This is a genomic window from Streptomyces sp. CB01635 (assembly GCF_002803065.1).
Classification (GTDB): Bacteria; Actinomycetota; Actinomycetes; order Streptomycetales; family Streptomycetaceae; genus Streptomyces.
Genome location: NZ_NNBL01000003.1, coordinates 1,233,631 through 1,258,873, shown reverse-complemented (window position 1 = coordinate 1,258,873; position 25,243 = coordinate 1,233,631). Strand labels below are relative to the sequence as shown.

Here is a 25,243-nt window from a genome sequence, read left to right as displayed (position 1 = left end):
GGAGTACGCCATGAACAACGATCTCGTTCTGGTGACGGGCGGCAGCGGCTATCTGGGGTCGCATGTCGTCAAGCGGTTGCTCGACGAGGGTTTCCCGGTCCGCACGACGGTCCGCTCGATGAACCGGGCGGACGACGTGCGGGCCATGGTGGGCCCGCGTGCCGAGCGGCTGGAGTTCGCGCAGGCGAATCTGACCGATGACGCGGGCTGGGAGGACGCCGTCGACGGATGCACCTATGTCGCGCATGTCGCGTCGCCGTTCCCGCCTGCGCAGCCGGACGACCCCGACGAGCTCATCGTCCCCGCTCGCGACGGTGCCCTTCGCGTCCTGCGGGCGGCGCGGGACGCGGGCGTCAAGCGCACCGTGCTGACGTCGTCGTTCGCCGCTGTGGGCTACAGCCGCAAGCCCGGTGAGGTCTACACCGAGACGGACTGGACCGACCCAGCGGACGACAACACTCCTTATGTCCGGTCGAAGGCGATCGCGGAACGGGCGGCATGGGACTACATCGAGGCGGAGGGCGGTGGACTCGAACTCTCGGTGATCAACCCGAGCGGAATCTTCGGCCCGCTTCTCGGCCCTCACCTGTCCGCATCCACCGGCCTCGTCAAGGCGATGCTGGACGGCGCGATGCCCGTCGTGCCGCCTGTGTACTTCGGCGTGGTCGACGTGCGTGACGTGGCGGACATCCACGTCCGGGCGCTGACCCACCCGGCGGCCGCCGGCGAACGGTTCCTCGCCTCCAACGGCCCCGCCATCAGCTTCCTCCAGCTGGCCCGGATCCTCCGCGAGCACCTCGGCGAGGCTGCCGCGCGCGTCCCGACCCGCGAACTGACCCCCGACGAAGTGCGCGAGGCCGCCGTCAGCAACCCCACCCTGCGGGACGCCGTCCGGCAGTCGGGCGGCATCCCCGTACTCCACACCGCAAAGGCCCGCACCATGCTCGGCTGGGAACCGCGCGACACGGCGACCACGATCGTCGACACCGCCAGGAGCCTCATTCAACTCGGGCTCTGTGAAGGCGAAACGCCCCGCCCGCCGCACCGAGCTGTCAGCCGACCGAAGGAACCGCGGTCCCGGATCCGCTGAGGGTGAGGCGGGAGCGCCGCCGCGTCGCGATCGCAATGGCCGTACCGATGCCCGCGATCAGCAGTCCGATCCCACAGAAGACCAGCGGAATCAGCCACAGCGAGACAAAACCGTCGATCTTCGCGTCCTCCGGGTCATCAGCGCGGTACAGGACGTCAACCCGCTCACCCTCGTCGTACGCCGGTGGGTTGGAGCCCATTGAGCTCCGGAACGTCGTCGGCGCACCGCCCGCCGGCGTGAACTCGACGACCGGGTGCGCCGTGGGCCCGCTGCTCTGCCGTGACTTGCTGGACGAGCTGACGTGGCCGCCCTGCCACTCCAGGTACACCACGGTTCCCTCGGCACGCTCCGCATCCGTCACGAACGAGATCGAAACCCCTCCCACGATCGCCCCGATGGCGAAGAACAGCGTCCCGAACGCGATGACCCCGAACGTGATCCACCAGCCGGCACTCCGCCGCCCACGTACCTGAACCTGCACAACGTCCCTCTCACTTGTCCGGAGTGAGAGGACGCTATCCCAAGTGCAAAAACCGCTGCGCACCCGCCCCCACGCACGTCGATCACGACGCAGGGGAACTCCGGGGTCCTGGTCCCCGGCGGGATTCGGCGTACTAGATTGTCGGCCCCCACCAGCGACGACGCGGCATACACAGAGGAACCACGCGAGTCCGAGAGCCGCCGCCGAGCCGCACCAGACGAAGACGCCTGGCGGGCCGAGGAACTGCCCGGCGGATCCCTGCGCATGACGATCGGTGATGTCGACGCCGCACCCAAGGACCCCAAGTCCGTCCGGAGCAACGACTATCGCGCACCCGTCGGCCAGACCGAGTGCGACAACGTCGACATCATCGAGGTCCACGGCTGGTGGTGCACCACCACCGTCTCCTCCGTCGCACAGGACGGCGAGATCGTGCTCGGCGGCGCCGCACCCCGCGCGACGATCCACTCCGCAGGCTTCCGCACGCATTGTTCTGGCCACCACGCGCGGATCCGGCAGCGCCACGAGATCCAGCGGGACAGCTGGTCCGGCCGGCGCGCCTACAGCAAGCGCCGCGACACCCCCTGGACAACCGCCCAACACCAGGCCCACGGAACCGTCTCAGCGCCCTGCCCGCGCGGACCGGTCGGCACCTACAACTACCGCCTGGCGGTCACGGTCGAGGTCGCCGGCATTTGGGCGGACGACTCCCCGGCCGCGAGCGCCGGCATCCGTGCGGACTGCGGTACGGGCATCAGCTGAGCGCACGCGCGGACACCACGGACGGGTGAAGTCAGCTGTTCTCGCCGTATGCCGCCGCCATCTCCGCCGACTCGGCCCACCGGCTGTACGTCGGCTGCTGCGGCCAGCCCTCCGGCGAGTCCTGCCACTCCTCCTGGCGGCCGTACGGCAGCAGGTCGACCAGGCCGAACAGATAGCTCAGGCCCTCGACGCCGCGGCCGTCGGTGTGCCAGGTCCGGTACACCTTGTCGCCGTCGCGCAGGAACACGTTGACCGCGAATCCGGCGTTCGGCGGGGCGCCGACGTCGCCGCCGAACGAGCTGTTCGCCGTCGAGTACCACGTCATCTCGTTCCCGACCTTGCGCTTGTAGGCGAGCGCCTCGTCGATCGGGCCCTGGGTGACGATCACGAACCGGGCGTCGAACTTCTCCAGGCCCATGAGCCGGGTGAACTGGGTCGTGAAGCCGGTGCAGCCGCTGCACTGCCACTCCGCGTCCTCGAACCACATGTGGTTGTAGACGATCAGCTGCGGGTGGTCGCCGAAGATCTCCGCGAGGCGGACCGGGCCGTCCTCGCCCTCCAGTACGTAGTCGGGCATCTCGACCATCGGCAGCTGACGGCGCTGGGCGGCGATGGCGTCGAGCTCCCTGGTGGCGGCCTTCTCCCGGACGCGCAGCGCCGCCAGCTCCTTCTGCCAGGTGGCCGCGTCGACGACGGACGGCAGGGCGTTTTCGGTGGTGGCCATGGTGCCTCCGGACGGATCAGGTGCCTGTCTGGGATTACTGACTCCCGGGGCGGCCGGAAGTCATCGGTCGCCCCCCAGCAAGATCGCACCAGCGGCGGCAACCGGCACCTTCAGAGCCCGCACGGTCAGCTTCCGGACCCGCATGATCAGCCAACTGGCCGGACCACTGCCCTGCCGTTGCCCCCAGGGCGTCGGCGCCCCTACTTGTTCGGGCCCCGGAAGCGGCCGAACGCCTTCGTGAAGGCGGTCAGCGGCGAGCCGTCCAGTCTGGCCGAGCCCGGGTCGACAGGCCGGGGCACACCCGCGCCGCCGGTCGCCTCCGCCAGCGCGGCCTGCGCCGCCTCGGCCGCCTCCCGGTAGAGGTCACAGGACTTCGTCATGGCCTCCAGTGCCTCGGCGTATCTGACGACCATGCCCTGGGCATGGACCAGCTCCTCGTCCGGAGTGAGCAGGTGCCAGCCCTGGCGCAGCCGCGTCAGGGCCCGCTCGGCGTCATCGGGCATCGACCTCGGCAGCGCGGCGAACTCCCTGATCCTGTCGAGGAGTTCGGTCGGTTCGGAACCGTCCAGGAAGACGCTGCGCACCGTGAAGCGCTCCGCCTCGTACCCCGGGACGGGCGGCACCGTGGGCAGAACGACGGCGCCGCCGCGCGGCATCCGCAGGCTCAGCTCCCGCTTCATCGCGACGTCGGCGATCTGGGCCTGGTCCGGCGTGCCCCGGTGCTCGACCACCCGGTGCCGCAGGCTGGGCGGCAGGAACGCCGAGACAGGTTTCTGCCCCATGGCGTCCGGCGTCATCGCCTCGTGCACCACGACATGGATGAACCAGCTGTTACGGGTGCAGTCCCGCAGCCGGTGACGCAGCTCGTCGTCGTCCTTGGGCAGGTAGTTCGCGGCCCGCAGGCGCACGCCCGGCACGGTGTCGTGGTCCCAGTCGACCCGGTCGCTGTCGGGCCAGAACATGGTGGCGGGCGAGGGCCAGTGCGCGTCCCACGCCCGCTGCGCCTCGGCTGCGAGGACCCAGGTGACGCCCTCGCCCTCCTTGCGGCGGGCCTCGGGGTCGTACGTCGTCAGCTGTGCGCGCACGGTGACGTCGTCGGCGACGCGCCAGCGGGCCTCGAAGAGGCGGCGGGCCGTCGGACCGGGGTCGGCGGATTCGTCCCGCGGGTGCAGGGCGGTGGAGCGGGCCGCCTCGACGGGGTCGAGGTCCAGGAAGTCGTCGAGCACCCCGGCCGCCTTGAGGGCGATCAGGTTGCGCCGGACGTCCTGCTCGGGCTCGGGCCCGAGATGGCGCCCGCGCCCCAGCCACGCGGTGTCGGGGGCGATGGTCGAGGAGCTGCTGTTCTTGGCCATGGAATCGTTCTGTGGGTGATCGGGGGCTCGACCAGTATGGTCCCTGCACCTGTCGATGGAAGGGGAACCCCGTCCCGACTTGCATCAATCGCGGCCGGACGGCCCGAACCCCGACGTCAGGCGCGGGGCGGCGGCTTCGGAACGTGGCACGTGCGCGCGTCGGCCGCCAGCGCCTGGAGCACCAGTACCGACAGGTCGTCCTCGACCGGGCCCGTCCCGAAGTCGTGTGCCGCTCGCCGCACATGCTCCGCGAGCGCCTTGGCGCCGAGGCCCATGCCCTGGCGGAGCACGTCCGCGAGACCGTCGTCGTCGTCCAACTGCCAGTTGCCGCGGCGTCGTTCGGTGACGCCATCGGTCACGCAGAGCAGCGTTTCACCGGGTGCGAGATGGAAGGTGCTGGCCCGGAATTCGGCGCCCTCGTCGATGCCGAGCAGCATCCGGGGCTCGCACGCCGGTTCCACTCTGCCGTCGGTGAACAGATGGAGGGGCGGGGGGTGGCCGGCGCTGGCGACCCGGCAGCGGGCTCCTGCCACGCCCGGTTCGACGGCCAGCTCCCCGTACAACAGGCTCAGGAAGCGGGTGGCCGCCTGCTCGCCGTCGGCCGTCAGCGCTTCGGCGCTGTCCTCCGCCATGGCGATGTTCAGCCGGTCGAGAACCGATTCGACGCCGTGGCCTTCGCGCGCCAGGAGTCGCACCAGATGCCGGGCGAGGCCGGTGACGGACATCGCCTCCGGGTCCTTCCCCTGCACGTCCCCGAGCAGGAAGCACCAGCGGCCCTCGCCCTTCGGGAAGACGTCGTAGAAGTCGCCGCCGACGGTCTGGCCCTCGCCGTGCGGCTCGTAGACGATCGCGGTGTCGATTCCCGCGATGCTGGCCAGGGTCGTCGGCAGCTGCCTGCGCTGGAGGGCGACGCTGATGGTCGTCTGTCTCGTGTACTGGCGGGCGGTGTACACGGCCTGTGCGACGCGGCGGGCCACGTCGTCGACCATGCGCACCACCGCGTCGGTCATCTGCAGATGGCCGGTCCGGCCGAGGAGCAGTATCCCGACGTCCGTGTCACGGATGGCGAGCGGGAAGGCGAACGCCGACCCGCCCGCACGGTCGGCCCCGCCGCTCTCCGGCCAGGGCCAGGGCGTGCCCCCGGCGCGGATGCCCGCGGACGGCGGGATCCGCTCCAGTTCCTCGCGCAGCGGCACGATGCGCCGCTCGTCGACGTGCCAGACCCGGGCCAGTTGCAGCCCTCCCCCCTGGGTTCTCAGCCAGATGCCGCACCAGTCCGCGAGGCGGGGTACGAGCAGCTGGGCCGCGAGCGCGGCGACCATGCTCTGGTCAAGCTGCCCGGCGAGAAGCTCGCTGGTCTCGGCGAGGAACGACGGGCCGCTGTGGTCGACCCACTCGGCGGCGTACCCATGGCTGCGCACCAGGTGTTCCCTCGCGTCGGTCGATTCCGCGATGCCGGGCGGTGCCTGCCCGGTCCCGGGCCCCGCGGCCTCGCCGGTACGGGCCGCAGCGGCCTGGGTCACCACGGATCCCGGCTCCGCCGACGAGGCCTCCAGCCGGAACCACACCCGCTTCTCCGACCGTCGGTAGGTCACGCCCCAGGCCTGGGAGATCGCGCTCACCAGCTGGAGGCCGTAGCCGGGTTCGCCGTGCCGGGCGTCCGCCGCGGCGCGTACGCCTCTGGAGGGGTGGCGGTCCACGACCTCCACGACTACGGCCAGTCCGGTGTCCGGGTGCCGCTCCAGGCGGCAGACCACGTCGATGTCGGTGCCCGCGTACACGACGGCGTTGGTGACCAGCTCGCTGACCAGCAGGACGGCATTGTCGATGAGCCCCTGCGGGACCTGCCCGGCGGCCGGAACGGGGTTTTGGCCGGGAGGCGTCGCGGTGGACGGCATTCTGCCCGCCAGCACCTCACGCAGAAATCTTCGCGCCTGTGCGGACGCGAGCTGGTTCGCCGGCAACTCCTTGCTGCACACGAAATCAGCCGAGTGTGCGGGCAACGGGATCACGACGCCCCCTGGGTCCGCCGACAGCGTCTGGGAGAAGTATTTTCGTGCCCCTTATAATATGACAAACATGCCTAAACAGGCCGCTGGTGTGCGCGACGAACTCCCGGCAGAGGGTGGTTCATGACCATGGACACGACTCGGCCCGACCCGGCCAACCCGGCCACTGAGACCTCCGGACACTGGGTCCGAACGAGTGAGCTGCGCCCGCTTCTCGCCGCGATGAAGGCCCTGCGCGACGGTGACTTCACAGTGCGTGCGGACGGTTCGCGGGAAGTGGGCGAACTCGCCCCGCAGGACCCCGTCGTCGCGGAGATGAGCGCCGTCCTCAACCAGGTCACCGCGCGAAACGCGCATCTCGCTACGGAGCTCCAGCGCGTCCGGCACGAGATCATCCGGCGGGGCCGGCTGGACGAGCGCATTTCCGCGAGTCCGGGCTCGGGCACCTGGACGACGAACGTGGAGGCCGCCAACACGGCGATCGAAGCACTGGTGGGGCCCGTCGCCAAGGCCACGCGGGTCCTCGACGCCGTCGCGGACGGCGACCTGACGCAGCATGTCGATCTGCACGACGGAAGCCGCCAGCTCCGCGGCGACCTGCGGCGCCTGGGCATCGGCGTGAACCGCATGGTGGACCAGCTCTCCCTGTTCACCGGTGAGGTGACCCGGGTCGCCCGTGAGGTCGGCACGGAGGGGCGCCTGGGTGGCCGCGCGAAGGCACAGGGGCTGTCGGGCGACTGGCTCCACGTGACCGAGGCGGTCAACACGATGGCGTCGCGGCTGACGGCCCAGGTGCGGGACATCGCGGTGGTGACGACCGCCGTGGCGCGCGGCGACCTGACGCAGCAGGTGACCGTCGAGGCCACCGGCGAGCTGCTGGAGCTGAAACTCACCGTCAACAAGATGGTGGACCAGCTGCGGGCATTCGCCGACGAAGTGACCAGGGTCGCCCGTGAGGTCGGCACCGAAGGACAGCTCGGCGGACGCGCGCAGGTCAGGGGCGCTTCCGGGGTCTGGAAAGACCTCACCGACAGCGTGAACTTCATGGCGTCGAACCTGACCTCCCAGGTCCGCAACATCGCCCAGGTGACCACCGCCGTCGCGAACGGCGATCTGAGCCAGAAGATCACCGTGGAGGTCCGGGGCGAGATCCTTCAGCTGAAGTCGACGATCAACACCATGGTGGATCAGCTCTCCGCCTTCGCCGACGAGGTCACCCGCGTCGCCCGCGAGGTCGGCACCGAGGGACAGCTCGGCGGACGCGCGCAGGTCAGGGGCGTGTCCGGGGTCTGGAAAGACCTCACGGAGAGCGTCAACTTCATGGCCGACAACCTGACCTCCCAGGTCCGCAACATCGCCCAGGTCGCCACCGCCGTCGCCGAGGGCGACCTCGGCAAGACGATCACTGTGGAGGCCAAGGGAGAGATCCTCGAGCTGAAGTCGACGATCAACACGATGGTCGACCAGCTCTCCGCCTTCGCCGACGAGGTCACCCGCGTCGCCCGCGAGGTCGGCACCGAGGGCAACCTGGGCGGACAGGCCCAGGTCAGGGGCGCTTCGGGGGTCTGGAAGGACCTCACCGACAACGTGAACTTCATGGCGCTCAACCTGACGTCGCAGGTCCGCAACATCGCCCAGGTCACCACCGCCGTGGCCAACGGAGACCTGTCGAAGAAGATCGACGTCGACGCGCGCGGCGAGATCCTGGAGCTGAAGGACACCGTCAACACGATGGTCCAGCAGCTGAGGGCGTTCGCGGACGAGGTGACCCGCGTGGCCCGCGAGGTCGGCACCGAGGGGCGGCTCGGCGGCCGTGCCCAGGTCCACGGCGCGTCCGGGGTCTGGGAGAACCTCACGGACAACGTCAACTTCATGGCCGACAACCTGACCTCCCAGGTCCGCAACATCGCCCAGGTCGCCACCGCCGTCGCGCGCGGCGACCTGTCCAAGAAGATCGACGTCGACGCACGTGGCGAGATCCTGGAGCTCAAGACCACGATCAACACGATGGTCGACACGCTCTCCGCGTTCGCGTCCGAGGTCACGCGTGTGGCCCGCGAGGTGGGCTCGGAGGGGCAGCTGGGCGGCCAGGCCCGCGTGGAGGGCGTCTACGGAACGTGGAAGCGGCTGACCACCAGCGTCAACGAGCTGGCCCTGAACCTGACCACCCAGGTGCGCGCGATCGCCGAGGTCGCCAGCGCCGTCACGCAGGGCGACATGTCCGGCTCCATCTCGGTGGAGGCCCAGGGCGAGGTCGCCACCCTCAAGGACAACATCAACCTCATGGTGGCGAACCTCCGTGAGACGACCCGGGCGAAGGACTGGCTGGAGTCCAACCTGGCCCGTATCGCCGGGCTCATGCAGGGCCACCGCGACCTGGTCGAGGTCGCCGACCTGATCCTGCGCGAGCTGACCCCTCTGGTGAACGCCCAGTACGGTGCGTTCTTCCTGGCCGAGGCGAGTGCGGAATCGGGCGAGGACCTGGAGCTCCTGGCCGGTTACGGCACCGGCCAGGAAGAAGGCCACAGGCCGCGTCCCCGGCTCAGCCTCGGCGGGCCCGGCTGGGGCCTGATCACCCAGGCCGCCGCGGAGAAACGGCGAATCCTCGTCGACGCGGTCCCCGCGGACTACATCACCATCAGCTCCGGCCTCGGCGCCGCGCCGCCGGCCAGCATCGTCATCCTGCCGATCCTCTTCGAGGACCGGGTGCTCGGCGTCATCGAACTCGCCTCGTTCAGCCGCTTCAGCGAGGTCCACCTCGCCTTCGTCGACCAGTTCGTGAACACCATCGGTGTCTCCATCAACACCATCATCGCCAACTCCCGCACCGAGTCCCTCCTCTCCGAGTCCCAGCGCCTCACCGCCGAACTGCGCCAGCGCTCCGACGAGTTGCAGCTCACCAACGCCAAGCTGGAGGAGAAGGCGGCGCTCCTTGCCACGTCCTCCCAGTACAAGTCCGAGTTCCTGGCGAACATGTCGCACGAGCTGCGCACACCCCTCAACTCGCTCCTCGTGCTGTCCCGGCTGCTCGCCGACAATCCCTCCGGCCGGCTCTCCGCGGAGGAGGTGGAGTTCGCCGTCACCATCCACCAGGCGGGCTCCGACCTGCTGCAACTGATCAACGACATCCTCGACCTGTCGAAGATCGAAGCGGGCCGGATGGATGTGCACCCCAAGAAGCTGCCGCTGAACAAACTGCTCGACTACGTACGGGCCACCTTCCAGCCGCTCTCCGGGGACCGGGGCCTGTCGTTCGACATCACGGTCGGCGAGGACGTTCCCCAGGAGCTCTACTCCGACGAGCAGCGACTCCAGCAGATCCTCCGCAACCTCCTCTCGAACGCGGTGAAGTTCACCTCGTCCGGCGGGGTGGAGCTGCTCGTGGAACGTGCGACGCCGACGAACTTCGAGGAGGAGACGCTGCGCGACGCGGACGCCGTCATCGGCCTTGCCGTCAAGGACACGGGAATCGGCATCCAGCCGGAGATGCTCAGCGGGATCTTCGAGGCGTTCCAGCAGTCCGACGGCGCCACCAACCGCAAGTACGGCGGCACCGGTCTCGGCCTCTCCATCAGCCGGGACATGGCGGCCCTGCTCGGCGGCCGGATCATGGCCGAGAGCGAGCCGGGCGTCGGCTCCACCTTCACGCTCTTCGTGCCCGTGCACTACACAGCCCCCATCGTGGAACCGCTCCCCGCGAGCGGCGACGTGCAGGCCATCGCCGGACCGGGCTCTGCGGGCAGCCGGCCCGCGGCCCTCTCCGGGACCGCGCAGTACGAGGCCTTGAGCACGCGGGAGGCCGCGCCCCTGACGAGAGTCCGTACCCCCGACGAACTCGGCAGCCTCGCCATCGCGGACGAACACACCAGCTGGCCGGAGACGACCCGGCTCAAGGAGTGGCTGACCGGCGACGCGGCCGGGGTACTGGCCAACCGCCGCATCCTGATCGTCGATGACGACATCCGGAACGTCTTCGCGCTGACCCATGTGCTGGGCCGCGTCGGCATCAGCGTCAAGTACGCCGAGAACGGCCGCGAGGGCCTCGAGGTCCTCGACCGGACACCCGATGTGTCCCTGGTGCTGATGGACATCATGATGCCCGAGATGGATGGTTACGAGATGATCGGAGCGATGCGGCGCACACCGCGCTTCGCGAACCTGCCGGTCATCGCGCTCACCGCCAAGGCCATGCCGGGCGACCGCGAGAAGGCGATCGAGAGCGGCGCGAACGACTACATCCCCAAGCCGGTGGACGTCGACCGGCTGCTGTCGGTGATCTGCCGGCTCCTCGACCCGCACACCCCCTCGGAACCGCCTCCGGGCAACCCCGGCGACACCACGGGGCAGGCGACATGACAGCACCGCAGGGAGCAGCGGCGGACGCCTCCAGCATCCTCATCGTCGACGACATGGAGGAGAACCTGGTCGCCCTCGAAGCCGTACTCGGCTCGCTCGCCCGGGTGGTCCGTGCGCGCTCGGGCGAGGCAGCTCTCAAGGCGATGCTGCGGCAGGACTTCGCCGTCGCGCTCATCGACGTGATGATGCCCGGCATGAACGGTTTCGAGACCGCAGCCAACATCAAGGGGCTCCACCAGACCAAGGACGTCCCGATCATCCTGCTGACCGGTGCGGCGGTCGATCCGAACTACGCCTACCGCGGCTACACGGTCGGAGCGGCCGACTTCCTGATCAAGCCGTTCGACCCGTGGCTGCTGCGGACCAAGGTCAACGTCTTCCTGGACCTTCACCGCAAGAACCGTCAACTCGCGGAACAGGCTGAGCAGTTGACGCGCCTTCTGGCGGTCGATGTGCCCACGCACCCACCCGAGGAGCAGCACCGGCTGGCTGACGTCGAACGTCAACTCGCCCAGGTGCAACGCCTGCTGCGCGAAGGAGACGGTTCGGACGCACCCGAGGCGGCGGGCCTCGCCGACCGGATCGCCGTACTGGAAGAGGCGGTGGGACGGCTCCTGGAGCCCCCGGAGCAGTAGGAGCCCACCGGGCGCGCCCCGACGGCCAACGGCAGAACCGGCCGGCGGGCCCGGCTCCCCTCAGCCCGCCGCCAGTGCCTCCTCGGCGGCCTCCAGCTCGTCCTGAGGGTCCAGCATCCGGGACAGCACGTCCAGATCATCCGCGTCGTAGCGGGACCTGACGTCCTCCCGCCAGTGCTCGGCGGCCACGCGCAGCACGTCCACGGCCTCCTCGTGGCGTCCGGTCCGGTTCAGCACGAGGCCGTAGTACCCCGCCGTCTCGGTGCCGAACGCCTCGTCCCGGCCCTCTTCCCATGCCTTGCGCAGGAACGGCTCGGCTTCCTCGTACGCACCGCGCTGAGCGATGGCCTTACCCGCCAGCATCGCGTTCAGTGCGCTGTTGTCGGCTGCCGCGCGGACGTACCACCGCTCGGCCTCCTGGTAGTCCTTGTGGTATTCGGAAAGCCAGGCCATGGCACCGCAGGCATCGTGGTCCCCGGCCTCCGCGGCGATCCGCTTCCAGTGATCGCGCTGCACTGGTTCACCCAGGTCGTCATAGAGCCACCTGAGATCGGCCGCAGCCGCCATGTCGCCCGCCAGCGCCGCGGGTTCGTGCCAGGGAAGCATCCAGCGTGCCGCCGCCCCACCCCACTCGTAGAGCATCTTCCCGTACGCGTACGAAGCCTGGAGATCCCCGGCCTCGGCCCGTTGACGCAGTTCCTGCAAACGGCGCAGATCCTGCTCGGGCGGCACCTCGTCCTCCTCACGGAGCCGGGCGATCTTGGCGAGCCGATCGGGAACGACCTCGTCGTCGGGGTCGACCTCCCTCAGCCAGGCCTCGGCCTCATCGAGCCGGCGCTGCCGGCGGAACAGGTCGGAGAGCCTCACCAGCGCAGCACGGTGCCCCGTGTCGGCCGCGAGGGCGTACCAATGCTCGGCCTCGGCGAGTTCCCCGCGCTCCTCGTTGAACAGGCCCAGGATGAAGGCCGCGCCGTCGTACCCCTCGCGGTGGGAGCGCAGGAGGAGTTCACGGACCTCGGGCCAGCGGTCGTCGGAGTGGTGCCGCTCAAGGAAGATCGCGTGCTCGACGAGAGCCACCGGGCTGAGGCGTCCGGCCCTGCAGAAGTAGTTCCCAGCTTCGTTGGTCAGACCGGGATAGTCCTTGAACTCACCGTCCAACTCCCCCAGGGGTTCCACCGCCTCGCCCGCGGCCTCGCCGTCCTCGGCGTCCTCCGCCGCCTCGAGGTCATCGGCGACCCGGTCGAAGGTCTCGCGAATGTGCTCGAAGAGCTGCACCCACCGGAAGACGGCGATGTCCCCGATGTCCACGCCCTTCATCAGGAACTCGGCTGCCTCGTCCGGCTTTCCCTCGGCTGCAAGGAGCTTGCCCAGCTCGATCTTGCAGTCGAGACGGCCCATCTCCCAGCCTTCCCGGAACCATTCCGCAGCCTCCGGGTCACCGTTCTCCTTGAGCAGTACGGCCAGACCGTACGCGCAGCCGGAGTGGCGGTCCGCGGCAAGGCGGTAGAGCCGCTCGGCCTCCCGGCGGTCACCCCGGATCTTCCGGTAGCGGGCGAGGGTGTACGCCGAGAAGGCGTCACCCGCCTCAACTGCCCGCTCCCAGTAGGGGATTCCCTCGTCGACCCGGCGGCCGAGTACAAAGAAGTCGGTGTGGCGACGGGCGATCTCCTCGTCGCCCGCTACCGCGGCGGCGACGAGGCCCTCGCCATGTTCCTCGATGGTCTGCGCTTCGTTCTGTAGTGCCATGCGAGAGATCGTTCCATCCAGCCGCGACTCAACCAACAGCGGGACATCGGCGCCGAGTTCAGGGGCCCAGGGCCCCGGATTCACATCTCGTGTCTCGTGTCTCGTGTCTCGTGTCTCGTGTCTCGTGTCTCGTGTCTCGTGTCTCGTGTCTCGTGTCTCGTGTCTCGTGTCTCGTGACAGCTCGCGTGGTGACGAGCAAACCGCGACAGTCCGAGCATGTAATTCAGTTCACAATGCGGTCAGGCCGACGTCGGCGCTTGGTCGAGGGGGATGACTCGGGCCGTGGCACTGGCGGTCGCTATGGTCGCCCCGCCGGAATCGGAGAGGGTGGCTTCCAGGAAGGCGACGTCCCCTGCCCGGTGCACCACGCGCCCCTTCCCGATGATCCGGCCCGGGCGGACGGGCCTCAGGAATTGGGTGTGGAGTTCCAGCGTGGACTGGAACTGGTCCGGTTCGAGCGTGGCCAGAAGTGCGGGACCGACCGTGTCGTAGAGCATCGCGGCGAGGAAGGCGCCCAGCACGTTCCCGGCCGGGTTGGTGAAGTCCTCCGTCGCGGTGAAGGCCAGCTCGACGGTGCCGTTGTCACCGTCCGCGTCGAGGACCTCCAACCCCAGCGTGGCCGCCGCCGGTGGCAGCGGCGCGCGCCCCTCCACGCCATCCCAGAACGGCCCGGATCGTCCTGTCATCGCAACGCTCCCAGGTCGAGAATTCTGTCGAGAGTTCCGTCGGGATTTCTCCTGCCGTACCTATTCTCCGCCTCCCCCCTGTGACCTCACTCCTGGTCGTCCAGCAGGAAGGATCCGTACCGGGGCTCGCCGGCCCGTGAGAGCAGCTTGCGCCCCTCGACGGCCATCGCGTCGCCGGCCAGCGTGAGTGACGCCGAGCGGCGGGACCGGTCGAAGAGCGCAAGCCCCGGACCCCGTTCGAGCCTGCTGACGTCCTGGCTCACCGTCGGCCGGGAGATATGGAGTGCCTCCGCCACCCGGCCGAAGTGCAGATGCTCGGCGACCGTCACGAAGATCTCGATCTGGCGCGACGTGATTCCCACAGATCAAGCCTGTAGCGGGCCGGTGGTCCGATGGCTGTTTCGGGTCCAGCGGATTCAGCGAGCGCGGCCACCGGGCCGACGGCGCGGTACGCGAATGCGTTACCCGTTGCGCGCGGCCGCCACGAAACGGCGGATCAGGTCGGCGCTCTTGACGCCCTTCTCGGACTCGACGCCGCTGGACACATCGACACCACCGGGGGCGGCCGACCGTACGGCCGCGCCTACGTTGTCAGGGTCCAGCCCCCCTGCCAGCAGCCAGAATCCCTGGGGCGGGCGTTCGGCGAGCAGGTCGGTGTCGAAGCGGGCACCGCTGCCCGGCACCGGGGCGTCGAGGAGCAGCCGGTCAGCGGGATCCATCTCCGGACGCGCGAGATAGCCGTCCCAGGCCAGGGCCCGGATCGTCCGGAACCCTTCGGCGCGGAGGCGTTCGAACGCCGCGTCCTCCTCACCACCGTGCAGCTGGACGGTGGTGAGGCGCGCGGCTGAGGCCGTTGCCAGGACCTCCTCGATGGGCTGTCGCCGGAACACGCCCACGGTCTCGACCGCGGCGGGCACGCGTCGTGACAGCTCGCGGACGGCTTCGGCCCCGATCAGTCGCGGGCTGCCGGGCGCGAAGACGAATCCGACGGCGTCCGCGCCTGCCGCGACCGCCGCGTCGAGTGTGTCCGCCGTGCGCAGACCGCAGATCTTTACGTACACCGATCCCTGCTCTCTTCCTTTTCTGCCTTCGCCGGGCCGGCCCCGGCGCGATGAGCTGCCGAGGCCTCGTTCGCGGCGGCCGGTGTCACCGTAGACGATCCGTGCCCGGCAGGCTCGGGGCCTGTACTCACCTCGCGGGCGACGGGTCCCGGAACGTCCGCACCGGCGATACGGACTCGGGGGTCTCCGCGTCGGCCGGGCGCGGACTCAGCAGGGACATCAGGAACGCGAGCACCATGACCGCGGCTCCGGTGAGCCTCGCCCCCAAGGTGTCCCTGGCCGCTCGAGCTCCCGGCGGCCTGCATGGCGGGCAGGATCGCGACCGGTGAGACGTTGAGCGTCTTGCAGCGCGACTCTGAGCTCAACGAGCGCTTGTCCCAGGGCCTGGACGAGGTCAACTTCCCCGCCACCGGAACCACTGCTCAGATCAGAGTTCGCTGTCGGTGAAGGTCGTCGACGACGCCGGTGAGCTGCTCGGAGGCGTTTCCGGCTGGACGTGGGGCGGGCTGTTCGGCATCGAGATGCTCTGGATCCGTGAGACGAGCCGTAAGGACGGGTGGGGATCAAAGATCCTCCTGGCTGCGGAGGCGGAGGCGCGCCGGCGAGGCTGCCTCCGCGTCTGCGTATCGTCCTTCACCTTCCAGGCACCTGAGTTCTGCCAGCGCCACGGATATGTCGAGACCGGCCGAACCTTGGGAATCCCGGGCGGCGCCGAAGATGTCCACATGTTCAAGAAGCTGGGATAGGCCTCGCGAACCGGACTGGCCGCCTGCGTCCGCGGCTCGCCCTGGACCTGCTGATCGCCGTCTCCCACTGCGCGCTCGACTGATGGATGATCCGACCGGACACTCCCGCTCAGACGAAGTGGAGGCCATCGCCCGCCGCTCGTGTCCTGTCCTGTCCTCCGACGTCGCGTACCGCTCGAGCTGCTGTTGGCGCCCCTGCCCGGGAGGTTCGCCGTGGTGGCGGTGGCGTCGACGGGCCGGCAGCCGACGGCCGGCCCCTCGGCGCCACCCGCGTCACTACTTGGGCATCAGCACCGTGTCGACGATGTAGACGTTGGCGTTGGCCGTCTTGACGTTGCCGCAGACCACACTGGCGGAGTCGTTGACCTTGTAGGACTCGCCGGAGCCCGCGGTCGTCAGCTTGGACTTCTCCAGCGTCGCGTACGAGCCGTTCTCCAGGTCCTTCGGCGCGAGCTTCTGCCCCACGACGTGGTAGGTGAGGATCTTGGTGAGCGTGGCCTTGTCGTTCAGGACCTTGTCCAGGTCGGCCTTCGGGATCTTCGCGAAGGCGTCGTTGGTCGGCGCGAACACGGTGATGTTCTCGGCGTTGTTCAGGGTGTCGACCAGGCCCGCCTTCTTGACCGCGGTCACGAGAGTGGACAGGGCCGGGTTGTTGGACGCGGCGGTCGCGACCGGGTCCTTCGCCATGCCGTCGAAGGAGCCCGCGCCGTCCTTGGGCACGGAGGAACAGGCCGGGCCGAACGGCTCGTCCGCGTTGTTCATGTCGCCCGAACCGCTGTCGTTCGCCTTGTCGGACGCCTGGTCGGACGCGGCGGACGACTTCGTGTCCGAGGCCGCCTTGTCCTTGCCGTCGTCGCTCGAGCAGGCGGTCAGCGCCAGCGGCAGCATCGCCGCCGCGGCGAGAACGAGGGCTCCACGACGGGTTCGGCGGGTGACGGTGTTCATTTCTGCTCCTTGAAAGGTGTGGTGAGGGTGCTGAGTTCAGGTCGTGCGCCGAGATCGGCGCAGCGGTCAGTCCACGGTGACCACCACCGAATGCCAGCCACTGGCCCCATCGGGGATGGTGCGGGTCCGCTTCTCCGTCTGGGTCTCGCCCGTGCGGTCCGTGGCCCGGACGGTCAGGGTGTGACCGCCCGACGCGGCCTTCCAGGGGAAGGACCACTGGCGCCAGGTGTCCGTGGTGTCCTCGGCGGCCAGATCCGCCAGCCGCCAGGGCCCGTCGTCGACACGGACCTCGACCTTGTCGATCCCGCGGTGCTGGGCCCAGGCCACTCCGGCGACCATGACCGTTCCGGCCCCGGGGCGCGCGAACGGCTTTGGGGTGTCGATCCGGGACTGCGTCTTGATCGGCGCCCTGCGCGCCCAGTGCCGCTTCACCCAGTACGGGTCGTAGTCGTCGAACGTGGTGAGTTCGATGTCGTGGATCCATTTACAGGCGGACACGAACCCGTACAGGCCGGGAACCACCATGCGCACCGGGAAACCGTGGGCGAAGGGCAGGGGCTCACCGTTCATCCCGAGGGCGAGCATCGCGTCGCGTCCGTCCATGACGTCCTCGACGGGGCTGCCGATGGTCATTCCGTCGACGGAGCGCGCGACCAGCTGGTCGGCGGGCCCGCCCTTCGACGGCGGCTCGACGCCACACCGGCGCAGGAGGTCGGCCAGGCGCACGCCGATCCACCGCGCGTTGCCGACGTACGGGCCGCCGACCTCGTTCGAGACGCAGGCGAGCGTGATGTTCCGTTCGATGAGCGGCATGCGCAGCAGCTCCGCGAACGACACGGTCGTCTCGCGGGCGACGCCCTTGCCGTGGATCCGCAGCCGCCACGCGTTCGCGTCGACCTTGGGCACCACGAGCGCGGTGTCGACCCGGTAGAAGTCCTTGCTGGGCGTCATGAACGGGCTGACTTCCTTGATCCGCAGCGCGGCCCCCTTGGGTACGGGTACGGCGGCGGAGGCGGGCGCGGGCAGCGTGATCCGGCGGCGGGAGGCGACGGCGTTCTCGCCCTGCGAACCGTTCAGGGAGCGGCCCAGGAGGCCGAGCCCGGTCGACGCGGCCGCGGCCGCAGTCGCCGCGACAATGAACCCCCGCCGGTCCCAGCCCGCCTCCTCCTCGCCGCGAGCGGGCTCTGCCTCCGCGGGCGCCGTCGCACCTTGGCCGACGGGAGTCTCACTCCTACGTGGCTGCAGGCGCCCGGAGAGCCAGTACAGAAGCCCGGCTCCCACCACGGCTCCGGCCACCGACGGCAGGGCGTCGGCGACGCTCGTGGAGTCGGGCCGGCCGGTCGCGGCGAGGGCCCCGACCACGCCGAACAGGAGGACGCCCGCCGAGCCGATCCGCCGGCGCCGTGCCGCCACCACGCCGAGGACGAGTGCGAGAAGCGTGAGGACGCCGAGGATGCCCAGTTGCAGGACAAGCTTGTCGTTCGTGCCGAAGTGGCGGATCGCCCAGTCCTTCACGCCTGCGGGCGTGCGGTCGATCGCCGCCCCGCCCACCGCGACGACGGGACTCGACTCGGGACGTACCGCGGCAGACACGAGCTCGGCCGTCGCGAGCGCGGCGTAGCCCGCCAGGAGGCCGATCAACGCACCGAGCCCGACAAGTCGCCACCCACGGGGGTGACTTGATGTCTTCGCTTCTGTACTCACACCGGTCATCCGGAGCAGTGGCCGGGTTCGGATTGGCCTCTCACTCGATCGAGGGAGAATTTCTTTCCGACCAATCCGAAGGGCTCGCGGGTACGAATGAACGGGGCGTCGCGGTCCCCTTGTACTGCGGGGCCCCGCGGAACAAGTCCCTTTGTCGACCGGCGGACAGCGGACCGATCCGGTGGTCCCGCGCGCCAGGAATTGCTTATGGAGAGGACAGGGACGTGCCTGCGCCCGCTCAAGACAGTTCCGGCGAGGCATTTCCATGCCTCGCCGGTGCCATGGACGGTCAGGCAGGGAAGTTCATCAGGGCCACCGGCGCGGAGGTGGGTTTGGGAGATCCGCCCGCCGGTTCGACGGTGATGCCCATGCCGGACGCCCGGTCGACGGGACCGTCCAACAGGACGGCCTGCGACCGCGAGGCGGGGTCCAGGAGTCCGGCCGGACGCATCGTTCCGCCGTCGGCGAACCACAGCTGGTAAACCTTGCCGGACGGCGGTGCGGCCAGGCCGGACGACACGAATGCCGCCTTGTCGCGGCTCTTGGAGACGACCACCGTGCCACTCGCGCCGTCGCCGAGACGCGCGGTGCCGGCCTTGGCGTCGGGCGCCCCCAGGACTGCCGCGAGCTCGGCCGACCGCCGCTGCTCCGCGCCGGCCTCGGCGCGCGCGTCCCGTGCCTCCTCGTGCTGCCACACCGCGACGCCGCCAAGACCGGCGGCGGTCGCCAGGCACGCGGCGAGCGCCCAGCGCGAGGCCCGGCGTCCCCGCCCCGGGTTCCCGCCACCGCGCGAGGGCGGCTTCGGGAGGGGCGACTCCTGGCGGACATTGGGGATCCGTCCCATGACCCGGGCCCTGAGCGCGGGCGGCGGCGTCTCACTGACGGCAAGCCCCAACCTGCCTGCCGTGGCATCCAGTTCAGCGACCTCCTGAGTACAGGCCTCGCAGGCCACGAGGTGGCGCTCGAAGGCGGCCCGCTCGTCCTCGGACAGCGCGTGGAGCACGTAGGCGCCGGTCAGCGTGTGGACATCGGCGTTCGTCATGCGTTCACCCCCAGGCAGTCACGCAGGCGGATGAGACCGTCGCGCAGGCGCGTCTTGACCGTGCCGAGAGGCAGCGCGAGCAGCTCGGCCACTTCCCGGTACGTGAGTCCGCGGTAGTAGGCCAGCGTGACGGACTGACGCTGGAGCTCCGTGAGGCCGCGCAGACAGCGGCGTACCTGTTCGCGTTCGAGGCGGTGCTCCACCTGTTCGGTCACCTCGTCGAACTCGGGGGTGCGGTCCAGGAGGGCGGCCTGCCGCTCCCTGGCGGCCGATGCCTCGACCGATCGGACCCGGTCGATGGCCCGCCGGTGGGCGAGGGTGAGTATCCAGTTCATGGCCGTACCGCGGTCGGGTCGGTAGCGGGCGGCGCTGCGCCACACCTCGATCAGGACCTCCTGGGCCACCTCTTCGGACTGGGCGTGGTCGCGCAGCACGCTGCGCACCACGCCGAACACCGGCCCGGCCACCCGGTCGTAGACGGCGGCGAATGCCTCCTGGCTGCCCTTGGCGGTCCGCCCCATCAGTGCCTGGAGATCGGGCTCCGGCACGGGGGACGCCCCAAGGGGTGCGATTCGGTTCACGTGGCGATCTTCCGGGAGGCAACGGCGGGACACCGGTAATGCGTAGCGGGCGGGCCGGCGGATTGGTCCTGATCCGGACGAGTTTTCCACGCGGCACACGCTCCGCACCCGGCCGCCGTCGCTCTCTCGCCCCGCTCACGATGAGCTACCCGCTGGTCAGGGGCAGCGGAAAACCTCTCCTGGAACTACGGCACGCGGCCGAGCGCCCCGGACACGCCGCATACGCCGCCCGCACCAACAGCTTCGTCCCTCGCCCGCCTGAAAGAGGCCCTTGACGCGGGCCGCGCAACCAGCGCGCTCAGTCCCGCCCTCGCGCCCGCTTGAATCGCTCGAGCCCTTCGGCGAGTTCGATGATCGGGTCCGGGTACGCGTACTTGGCGCGCTCGGGTCCGGACAGCTTCCACGGCTCGTGCACAGCGGGCCCGGCGAGGCCCGCTAGTTCCGGCACCCAGCAGCGCACGTACGCGCCGTCCGGGTCGTAACGCTTCGCCTGCGTCACGGGGTTGAGGACGCGGTTGGGGCGCGAGTCGGTGCCCGTCCCCGCCATCCACTGCCAGTTGAGCTGGTTGTTCGCGATGTCGCCGTCGACCAGGAGGTCCAGGAAGTGGCGGGCGCCGACGCGCCAGTCGACGTACAGCGTCTTCGTGAGGAAGCTCGCCGTCAGGAGGCGGCCGCGGTTGTGCATCCAGCCCTCGTGACGCAGTTGCCGCATCGCCGCGTCGATCACGGGATAGCCCGTACGCCCCTCGCGCCATGCCTCGATGTCGCGGGCCGCGGCCTGTTCGGAGCGCCAGCGGTCGTGGCGGGTGCGGTAGTCGTGCGCCGCGGAGGCCGGGCGCGCGGCGAGGACCTGGTGGTGGAAGTCGCGCCAGGCGAGCTGACGTACGAACGCGTCGGCGCCCGGACCGCCGGCGCGGCGCGCCCGCTGGACGAGCTCGACCGGGGACAGCGTGCCGAAGTGCAGATGGGGCGACAGACGTGAGGTCGCGTCGCCGGGCAGGTCGTCGTGCCCGTCCTCGTAGCCTCCGACACCGTGCCGCAGCCACGCGGTCAGCTGTTCACGGCCCACCCTCTCCCCGCCCGCCGCGAGGCCCGGGGAGGTCCCGGAGACCCGCGCGTGTGACGGCACCTCCTCCGTGGCCACGCCGTCCGGGACCCGGATCGTGCGCGGCGGCGCGAGGACATCGCGCAGACGCTGCGCCGACCAGTGCCGGAAGTACGGGGTGAACACGGCGAAGTGGTCCGACGACGCCGGGGTGACGGCGCCCGGCGCCACCGCGGTCACGACCGCGTCATGGACGATCAGCCTCCGCCCCTGCGCCTCCAGCACGTTCCGCAGCCGCTCCTCGCGCCGCTGCGCGTAAGCGCTGACGCCGGCCGCCATGTGCACCTCGTCCGCGCCGGTCTCGGCCGCGACCCCGGCCACGGCATCGGCGACGTCCCCCGACCGCACCACGAGACGCCCACCGCACGCGCGCAACGCCGCGTCGAGATCACCGAGGCAGTCCGCGAGGAACGCCTCCCGATTGGGCACCGCATACCCGACGGACGCGATCCCCGTGTCCCGTACGAACAGCGGCACCACCTCACTCGACGCCCGGAGCGCCGCCCGCAGCGGCGGATGGTCATGCACACGAAGGTCGGACGTGAACAACACGATCGAGACGTTCACCATGGCCCCGGACTCTACGAGGTGGAACAGCGGGACGTCTGGACGCGGACGGTGCGGTCCCCGAGAGTCGTCACCCTGTGCAATCTCCACATGTGAGGAGCCTCTCGACACCCACGCCGCCCGCCGAGGGTGCACAGTGGATGGGTGGGCCTACGGCGGCGCCTGGGAGGTCTGTGGCAGCGGTGGCAGCCGAGTCACGCGCTGGTGATGCTTCCGCTCGCGCTCATCGTGGTGATCACGGTCGTCGACATCCTGGTGCCGGCCGACGTGCATCTGGGGCCGCTACTCGTCGTGGCCCCCGCGCTCACCGCCTCCTTCGCCGGACCCCGCCTGACGGCATTCATCGGGGCCCTGGCGATTGGGGCCCAGATATTCATCGGCATCCATTTCGGCGTCCTGACCACGCGCAACGTGATGGTGCAGGTCTTCTCCCTCACCGTGCTCTCCGCCCTGATCGCGTTCTTCTGCCGCGTGCGTGAGCACCGCAAACGGGAGCTGGCCAAAGTGCGCTCCGTGGCCGAGGCCGCGCAGAAGGCCCTGCTCCGGCCGCTCCCCCACCGAATCGGCCCGTTGCGGATCGCCTCGCTGTACCTGGCGGCGGAGGACGAGGCCGTGATCGGCGGTGACCTCTACACGGCGACAGGCACCGACGACGGCGTACGGGTGATCATCGGTGATGTACGGGGACACGGGCTGTCCGCGGTCGGCGAGTCGGCGCAGCTGCTCGGTGCGTTCCGCGTGGTCGCCGACCAGCACGCCACGCTGCCCGCGCTCGCCGGCGCCCTGGACCGGAGCGTGTCCCGTTACCTCACCGATTTCGTCGAGGCGGAGGACGGGATCGACGAGCACTTCATCACCGCCCTGCTCCTGGAAATCCCCGATGACGGGCACATGACCCGCATGACCTGCTGCGGACATCCCCCGCCGTTACTGCTGCACGAGCACCACGTCCGTACTCTCACCACCGCCCACCCGGCCCCGCCCCTCGGCGTGGCCGCGCTGCCGGCCGCGCAGTTTCCCGTCGAAGAGTTCGCCTTCGACGCCGGTGACACCCTGATCCTTTACACCGACGGGGTCACGGAAGCCCGCGATGAGAACGGGGTCTTCTTCCCGTTGGCGCAGCGAGTCGAGCAGTGGGCCGAGAACCGCCCGGAAGCACTCCTGGATCGCCTCCGCCGGGACCTCCTCGCCCACTGCCAAGGACATCTCGGCGACGATGCCGCCGTCATCGCCATCCAGCGCACACCGGCCGCTCGGCCGGACCGGCACTGACGGGTCCGCCTGCGAAAGGGCGCCTAGCGTCGGCTGATCCTCGGCGGTTCGCCGGGCCGCTGTTCGGTGAGAGCGTCCAGCGCCGGTAGGGCATCGTGCAGCGAGCGCTGCTGGCCTGGGGTGAGCTGGTCGATCCGCTCGGCGAGGCGGGTGGCTGCCTGGCGGCGCGTGGCGTGCAGGAGAGCCTGACCTGCGTCGTTGAGGGCGATCAAGGTGGCCCGCTGGTCCTTCGGGTCCGCGTCGCGCTCGATCCATCCGAAGCCGTCGAGGAGGTCCACCATGCGGGAGACGGTGGACAGGGCGATGCCCATGCGCGTGGCGAGGTCGCTGATGCGCAGCGGCCCGTGAGCGGCGAGCGCCGCGAGTGCGGCCAGCCGACTGGGGGTGAGCTGGCTCTGCATTCCTTGGGCGCGCAGTTCGGGGAGGAGCTGCTGGATCGCGGCACGAAGCCGCTCGGCGATCTCCACCGACTGCTCGTGGTCGGAGGGGGAGGTGGGGGAGGTGGGGGAGGTCATCACGGCCCCTCGGATCGGTGCGTCGGCGGGGGAGCCTCAGGGAGCGTGGACGTCTGGGGAGGAGGGGCGGGCGCCGGGAGCGTGACGGGCTTGGGCAGGGTCCGGTCGTCGTAGATATAGCGGCCGCCACGCAACAGAGAAGCGATGGCGGCGACGACGCACGCGGCGATCGCGAAGCCGAAGGCCACGGACAGGCCGTCGGCGAACGGCTGGGAGATCAGCTCCGGGAAGAAGCCGCGTCCGGTGAGGTAGTGGGCGTGGCCCGGGGGCAGTTGAGCGAGTACGTGCGGGCCGAGCAGGGTCTGGATCGGGTTGTAACCGAGGAGCGAGGCGAACAGCACGCCGACCGGCGGGAGGGCCGCGACCTTGGCGGCGTCGGCGGCGGGTACCCCCTGGGCGGTCAGGCCGTGGTTGAGGGCGGCGGGCAGGGCGCTGGACAGGCCCGCGATCATCAGGGAGAAGAAGATGCCGATGGAGAGCACCGTGGCCGAGTTCTGGAACGTGGTACTGATCCCGGCGCCCACCCCCCGCTGGTCGGGCGGCAGGCTGTTCATGATGGCCGCCCGGTTGGGTGCCGCGAACAGGCCCATGCCGAGCCCGTTCAGCAGCAGGACGAGGGCGAACATCGGATAGCTGAAGTCGACGGGCAGCGCCTGGAGCGCCAGGAAGGTGGCGGCGGCCAGCAGCATTCCCCCGGTGGCGAAGGCCCTGGCCCCGAACCGGTCGGAAGCCCAGCCGGAGAAGGGCCCCGCGACGAGGAACCCGACCGTCAGCGGAAGCATGTAGATGCCGGCCCACAGCGGGGTCTGCTCGAAGCCGTAGCCGTGGCGGGGCAGCCAGATGCCCTGCAGCCAGATGATCAGGATGAACATCAGGCCGCCGCGCCCGAGCGCCGCCAGCAGACTGGCCACGTTCCCCGCGGTGAACGCGCGGATCCTGAACAACGACAGGTGGAACATCGGCTCGGGGACCTTGGTCTCCACCACGCAGAAGACGACGAGTACCGCCACGCCACCGGCGATCGCGGCGATCACCCATGGGTTGGCCCAGCCCATGATGGCGCCGCCGTAGGGCTGGATGCCGTAGGTGATGCCGGCCAGTACGGCGATCAGGCCCACGGCGAAGGTGAGGTTGCCCCACCAGTCGAGCCGGGCCCCTGCCCGTACGCCCGTGTCGTGCAGCTTCAGGTACGCCCACACGGTGCCGAAAAGGCCGAACGGTACGGACACCAGGAACACCAGATGCCAGTTGACGGGGCCGAGCAGGCCCCCGAGGACCAGGCCGATGAACGATCCGGTGATGCCCGCCACCTGGTTCAGCCCGAGTGCGAGGCCGCGCTGACGGGCGGGGAAGGCGTCGGTGAGGATGGCGTTGGAGTTCGCCATCAGCATCGCCCCGCCGACGCCTTGCAGGACCCGCATCCCGATCAGCCACAGGGCGCCCGCCGTGCCGTGCATCCAGGTCACCGACAACAGCACCGAGAACACGGTGAACACCGCGAACCCCATGTTGTACATCCGGACCCTGCCGTACATGTCACCGAGGCGACCGAAGCTGACCACCAGCACGGCGGTGACCACCATGTAGCTCATGATCAACCACAGCAGCAGGCTGGTGTTGCCCGGCTGCAGCGGGTCCACGCCGATCCCCCGGAAGATGTCCGGCAACGCGATGAGCATGATCGACATATTGATCGTCGCGATCAGCACGCCCAGCGTGGTGTTGGAGAGCGCGATCCACTTGTAGCGCGGTCCCGGCTCACGGAAACGACCCCGACGTGCGGCGGCCGACTCAGCGGTTGTCCTTGCCACAGGGCATCACTCCCGCCCGGGAGTCAGTTGCTTGACATCAACCAATCTACTCC

Annotated in this window: 21 protein-coding genes; 6 read left to right on the top strand and 15 right to left on the bottom strand. The window is 69.9% G+C overall.

Features of this window, described 5'->3' with window-relative positions:
• Positions 1–10 precede the first annotated feature (10 nt).
• Entirely contained in the window at positions 11–1,090 is a 1,080-nt protein-coding gene (locus CG723_RS13890) for an SDR family oxidoreductase (protein WP_100593567.1), read from the top strand.
• Here CG723_RS13890 and CG723_RS47515 read toward each other — a convergent pair.
• Positions 1,053–1,571, bottom strand: coding sequence for a DUF3592 domain-containing protein (locus tag CG723_RS47515; protein WP_234374281.1), 519 nt, complete (start codon positions 1,569–1,571; stop codon positions 1,053–1,055). The genes CG723_RS13890 and CG723_RS47515 overlap by 38 nt on opposite strands.
• A 264-nt stretch (positions 1,572–1,835) precedes the next feature.
• Between CG723_RS47515 and CG723_RS47510 the strand changes: the two genes are divergently transcribed.
• Positions 1,836–2,333 (top strand): hypothetical protein, encoded by a 498-nt coding sequence (locus CG723_RS47510; RefSeq protein ID WP_234374280.1) that lies wholly within the window; start codon positions 1,836–1,838, stop codon positions 2,331–2,333.
• A 31-nt stretch (positions 2,334–2,364) separates the two neighbouring features.
• Here the strand turns inward: CG723_RS47510 and CG723_RS13875 are convergent, their stop codons facing one another.
• The 3 genes from CG723_RS13875 to CG723_RS13865 all read right to left on the bottom strand — a co-directional run bounded on the left by CG723_RS13875 (position 2,365) and on the right by CG723_RS13865 (position 6,307).
• On the bottom strand, positions 2,365–3,057 hold the full coding sequence (locus CG723_RS13875) for a DUF899 family protein (RefSeq protein ID WP_100593564.1): 693 nt from the start codon (positions 3,055–3,057) through the stop codon (positions 2,365–2,367).
• A gap of 200 nt (positions 3,058–3,257) precedes the next feature.
• The gene (locus CG723_RS13870; protein ID WP_100593563.1) at positions 3,258–4,409 is read right to left on the bottom strand and encodes a hypothetical protein; all 1,152 of its coding nucleotides are present in this window, start codon (positions 4,407–4,409) and stop codon (positions 3,258–3,260) included.
• A gap of 116 nt (positions 4,410–4,525) precedes the next feature.
• The gene (locus CG723_RS13865; RefSeq protein WP_100593562.1) at positions 4,526–6,307 is read right to left on the bottom strand and encodes a SpoIIE family protein phosphatase; all 1,782 of its coding nucleotides are present in this window, start codon (positions 6,305–6,307) and stop codon (positions 4,526–4,528) included.
• 234 nt (positions 6,308–6,541) lie between these two features.
• On the opposite strand from CG723_RS13865, the gene CG723_RS13860 reads away from it, so the two are divergent.
• Together CG723_RS13860 and CG723_RS13855 are read left to right on the top strand one after the other, a co-directional pair.
• Positions 6,542–10,774 (top strand): HAMP domain-containing protein, encoded by a 4,233-nt coding sequence (locus CG723_RS13860; RefSeq protein WP_100593561.1) that lies wholly within the window; start codon positions 6,542–6,544, stop codon positions 10,772–10,774.
• Positions 10,771–11,409, top strand: coding sequence for a response regulator (locus tag CG723_RS13855; RefSeq protein WP_100593560.1), 639 nt, complete (start codon positions 10,771–10,773; stop codon positions 11,407–11,409). Before CG723_RS13860 ends, CG723_RS13855 begins: the two co-directional genes overlap by 4 nt.
• 60 nt (positions 11,410–11,469) lie before the next feature.
• On the opposite strand, the gene CG723_RS13850 is transcribed toward CG723_RS13855, so the two are convergent.
• The 4 genes from CG723_RS13850 to CG723_RS13835 all read right to left on the bottom strand — a co-directional run bounded on the left by CG723_RS13850 (position 11,470) and on the right by CG723_RS13835 (position 14,902).
• Positions 11,470–13,155, bottom strand: coding sequence for a sel1 repeat family protein (locus tag CG723_RS13850; RefSeq protein WP_100593559.1), 1,686 nt, complete (start codon positions 13,153–13,155; stop codon positions 11,470–11,472).
• A 239-nt stretch (positions 13,156–13,394) separates the two neighbouring features.
• A complete protein-coding gene (locus CG723_RS13845; RefSeq protein WP_100593558.1) occupies positions 13,395–13,841 on the bottom strand; it encodes a PaaI family thioesterase in 447 nt (148 codons plus the stop codon).
• Between the two features lie 86 nt (positions 13,842–13,927).
• Positions 13,928–14,203, bottom strand: coding sequence for a LysR family transcriptional regulator (locus CG723_RS13840; RefSeq protein ID WP_234374279.1), 276 nt, complete (start codon positions 14,201–14,203; stop codon positions 13,928–13,930).
• A gap of 99 nt (positions 14,204–14,302) precedes the next feature.
• Entirely contained in the window at positions 14,303–14,902 is a 600-nt protein-coding gene (locus CG723_RS13835) for a phosphoribosylanthranilate isomerase (RefSeq protein WP_100593557.1), read from the bottom strand.
• 443 nt (positions 14,903–15,345) lie between these two features.
• On the opposite strand from CG723_RS13835, the gene CG723_RS13830 reads away from it, so the two are divergent.
• Entirely contained in the window at positions 15,346–15,648 is a 303-nt protein-coding gene (locus CG723_RS13830) for a GNAT family N-acetyltransferase (RefSeq protein ID WP_234374278.1), read from the top strand.
• A gap of 276 nt (positions 15,649–15,924) precedes the next feature.
• On the opposite strand, the gene CG723_RS13825 is transcribed toward CG723_RS13830, so the two are convergent.
• The 5 genes from CG723_RS13825 to CG723_RS13805 all read right to left on the bottom strand — a co-directional run bounded on the left by CG723_RS13825 (position 15,925) and on the right by CG723_RS13805 (position 21,592).
• Entirely contained in the window at positions 15,925–16,593 is a 669-nt protein-coding gene (locus tag CG723_RS13825) for a fasciclin domain-containing protein (protein WP_100593556.1), read from the bottom strand.
• Between the two features lie 66 nt (positions 16,594–16,659).
• Complete coding sequence (locus CG723_RS13820) at positions 16,660–18,306, bottom strand: molybdopterin-dependent oxidoreductase (RefSeq protein ID WP_100593555.1); 1,647 nt, start codon at positions 18,304–18,306, stop codon at positions 16,660–16,662.
• A gap of 280 nt (positions 18,307–18,586) precedes the next feature.
• Positions 18,587–19,339 carry an anti-sigma factor gene (locus CG723_RS13815; RefSeq protein ID WP_100593554.1) on the bottom strand — a complete coding sequence of 251 codons (753 nt, stop codon included), beginning with the start codon at positions 19,337–19,339 and terminating at the stop codon, positions 18,587–18,589.
• Positions 19,336–19,920: a sigma-70 family RNA polymerase sigma factor gene (locus CG723_RS13810; RefSeq protein ID WP_267893695.1), complete on the bottom strand. Its 585-nt coding sequence runs from the start codon at positions 19,918–19,920 to the stop codon at positions 19,336–19,338. Before CG723_RS13810 ends, CG723_RS13815 begins: the two co-directional genes overlap by 4 nt.
• 298 nt (positions 19,921–20,218) lie before the next feature.
• Positions 20,219–21,592: a cryptochrome/photolyase family protein gene (locus CG723_RS13805; RefSeq protein ID WP_100593878.1), complete on the bottom strand. Its 1,374-nt coding sequence runs from the start codon at positions 21,590–21,592 to the stop codon at positions 20,219–20,221.
• A 207-nt stretch (positions 21,593–21,799) separates the two neighbouring features.
• Here CG723_RS13805 and CG723_RS13800 point away from each other — a divergent pair, with 207 nt between their 5' ends.
• On the top strand, positions 21,800–22,864 hold the full coding sequence (locus tag CG723_RS13800) for a PP2C family protein-serine/threonine phosphatase (protein ID WP_100593553.1): 1,065 nt from the start codon (positions 21,800–21,802) through the stop codon (positions 22,862–22,864).
• Positions 22,865–22,887: 23 nt separating this feature from the next.
• Here CG723_RS13800 and CG723_RS13795 read toward each other — a convergent pair whose 3' ends face one another.
• Together CG723_RS13795 and CG723_RS13790 are read right to left on the bottom strand one after the other, a co-directional pair.
• Positions 22,888–23,379: a MarR family winged helix-turn-helix transcriptional regulator gene (locus tag CG723_RS13795; protein ID WP_100593877.1), complete on the bottom strand. Its 492-nt coding sequence runs from the start codon at positions 23,377–23,379 to the stop codon at positions 22,888–22,890.
• Positions 23,379–25,067: an MFS transporter gene (locus tag CG723_RS13790; protein WP_234374315.1), complete on the bottom strand. Its 1,689-nt coding sequence runs from the start codon at positions 25,065–25,067 to the stop codon at positions 23,379–23,381. The genes CG723_RS13795 and CG723_RS13790 overlap by 1 nt, the downstream gene beginning before the upstream one ends.
• Positions 25,068–25,243: the final 176 nt, after the last annotated feature.

Excerpts from the sequence above, each read along its gene's own strand:
- CG723_RS13800 (WP_100593553.1), top strand. The coding sequence starts at position 21,800 with ATGCTTCCGCTCGCGCTCATCGTGGTGATCACGGTCGTCGACATCCTG.
- CG723_RS13815 (WP_100593554.1), bottom strand. The coding sequence starts at position 19,339 with ATGACGAACGCCGATGTCCACACGCTGACCGGCGCCTACGTGCTCCAC.
- CG723_RS13855 (WP_100593560.1), top strand. The coding sequence starts at position 10,771 with ATGACAGCACCGCAGGGAGCAGCGGCGGACGCCTCCAGCATCCTCATC.
- CG723_RS13845 (WP_100593558.1), bottom strand. The coding sequence starts at position 13,841 with ATGACAGGACGATCCGGGCCGTTCTGGGATGGCGTGGAGGGGCGCGCG.
- CG723_RS13820 (WP_100593555.1), bottom strand. The coding sequence starts at position 18,306 with ATGACCGGTGTGAGTACAGAAGCGAAGACATCAAGTCACCCCCGTGGG.
- CG723_RS13825 (WP_100593556.1), bottom strand. The coding sequence starts at position 16,593 with ATGAACACCGTCACCCGCCGAACCCGTCGTGGAGCCCTCGTTCTCGCC.
- CG723_RS13850 (WP_100593559.1), bottom strand. The coding sequence starts at position 13,155 with ATGGCACTACAGAACGAAGCGCAGACCATCGAGGAACATGGCGAGGGC.
- CG723_RS13875 (WP_100593564.1), bottom strand. The coding sequence starts at position 3,057 with ATGGCCACCACCGAAAACGCCCTGCCGTCCGTCGTCGACGCGGCCACC.
- CG723_RS13865 (WP_100593562.1), bottom strand. The coding sequence starts at position 6,307 with ATGCCGTCCACCGCGACGCCTCCCGGCCAAAACCCCGTTCCGGCCGCC.
- CG723_RS13860 (WP_100593561.1), top strand. The coding sequence starts at position 6,542 with ATGACCATGGACACGACTCGGCCCGACCCGGCCAACCCGGCCACTGAG.
- CG723_RS47510 (WP_234374280.1), top strand. The coding sequence starts at position 1,836 with ATGACGATCGGTGATGTCGACGCCGCACCCAAGGACCCCAAGTCCGTC.
- CG723_RS13795 (WP_100593877.1), bottom strand. The coding sequence starts at position 23,379 with ATGACCTCCCCCACCTCCCCCACCTCCCCCTCCGACCACGAGCAGTCG.
- CG723_RS13870 (WP_100593563.1), bottom strand. The coding sequence starts at position 4,409 with ATGGCCAAGAACAGCAGCTCCTCGACCATCGCCCCCGACACCGCGTGG.
- CG723_RS13890 (WP_100593567.1), top strand. The coding sequence starts at position 11 with ATGAACAACGATCTCGTTCTGGTGACGGGCGGCAGCGGCTATCTGGGG.
- CG723_RS13790 (WP_234374315.1), bottom strand. The coding sequence starts at position 25,067 with ATGTCGATCATGCTCATCGCGTTGCCGGACATCTTCCGGGGGATCGGC.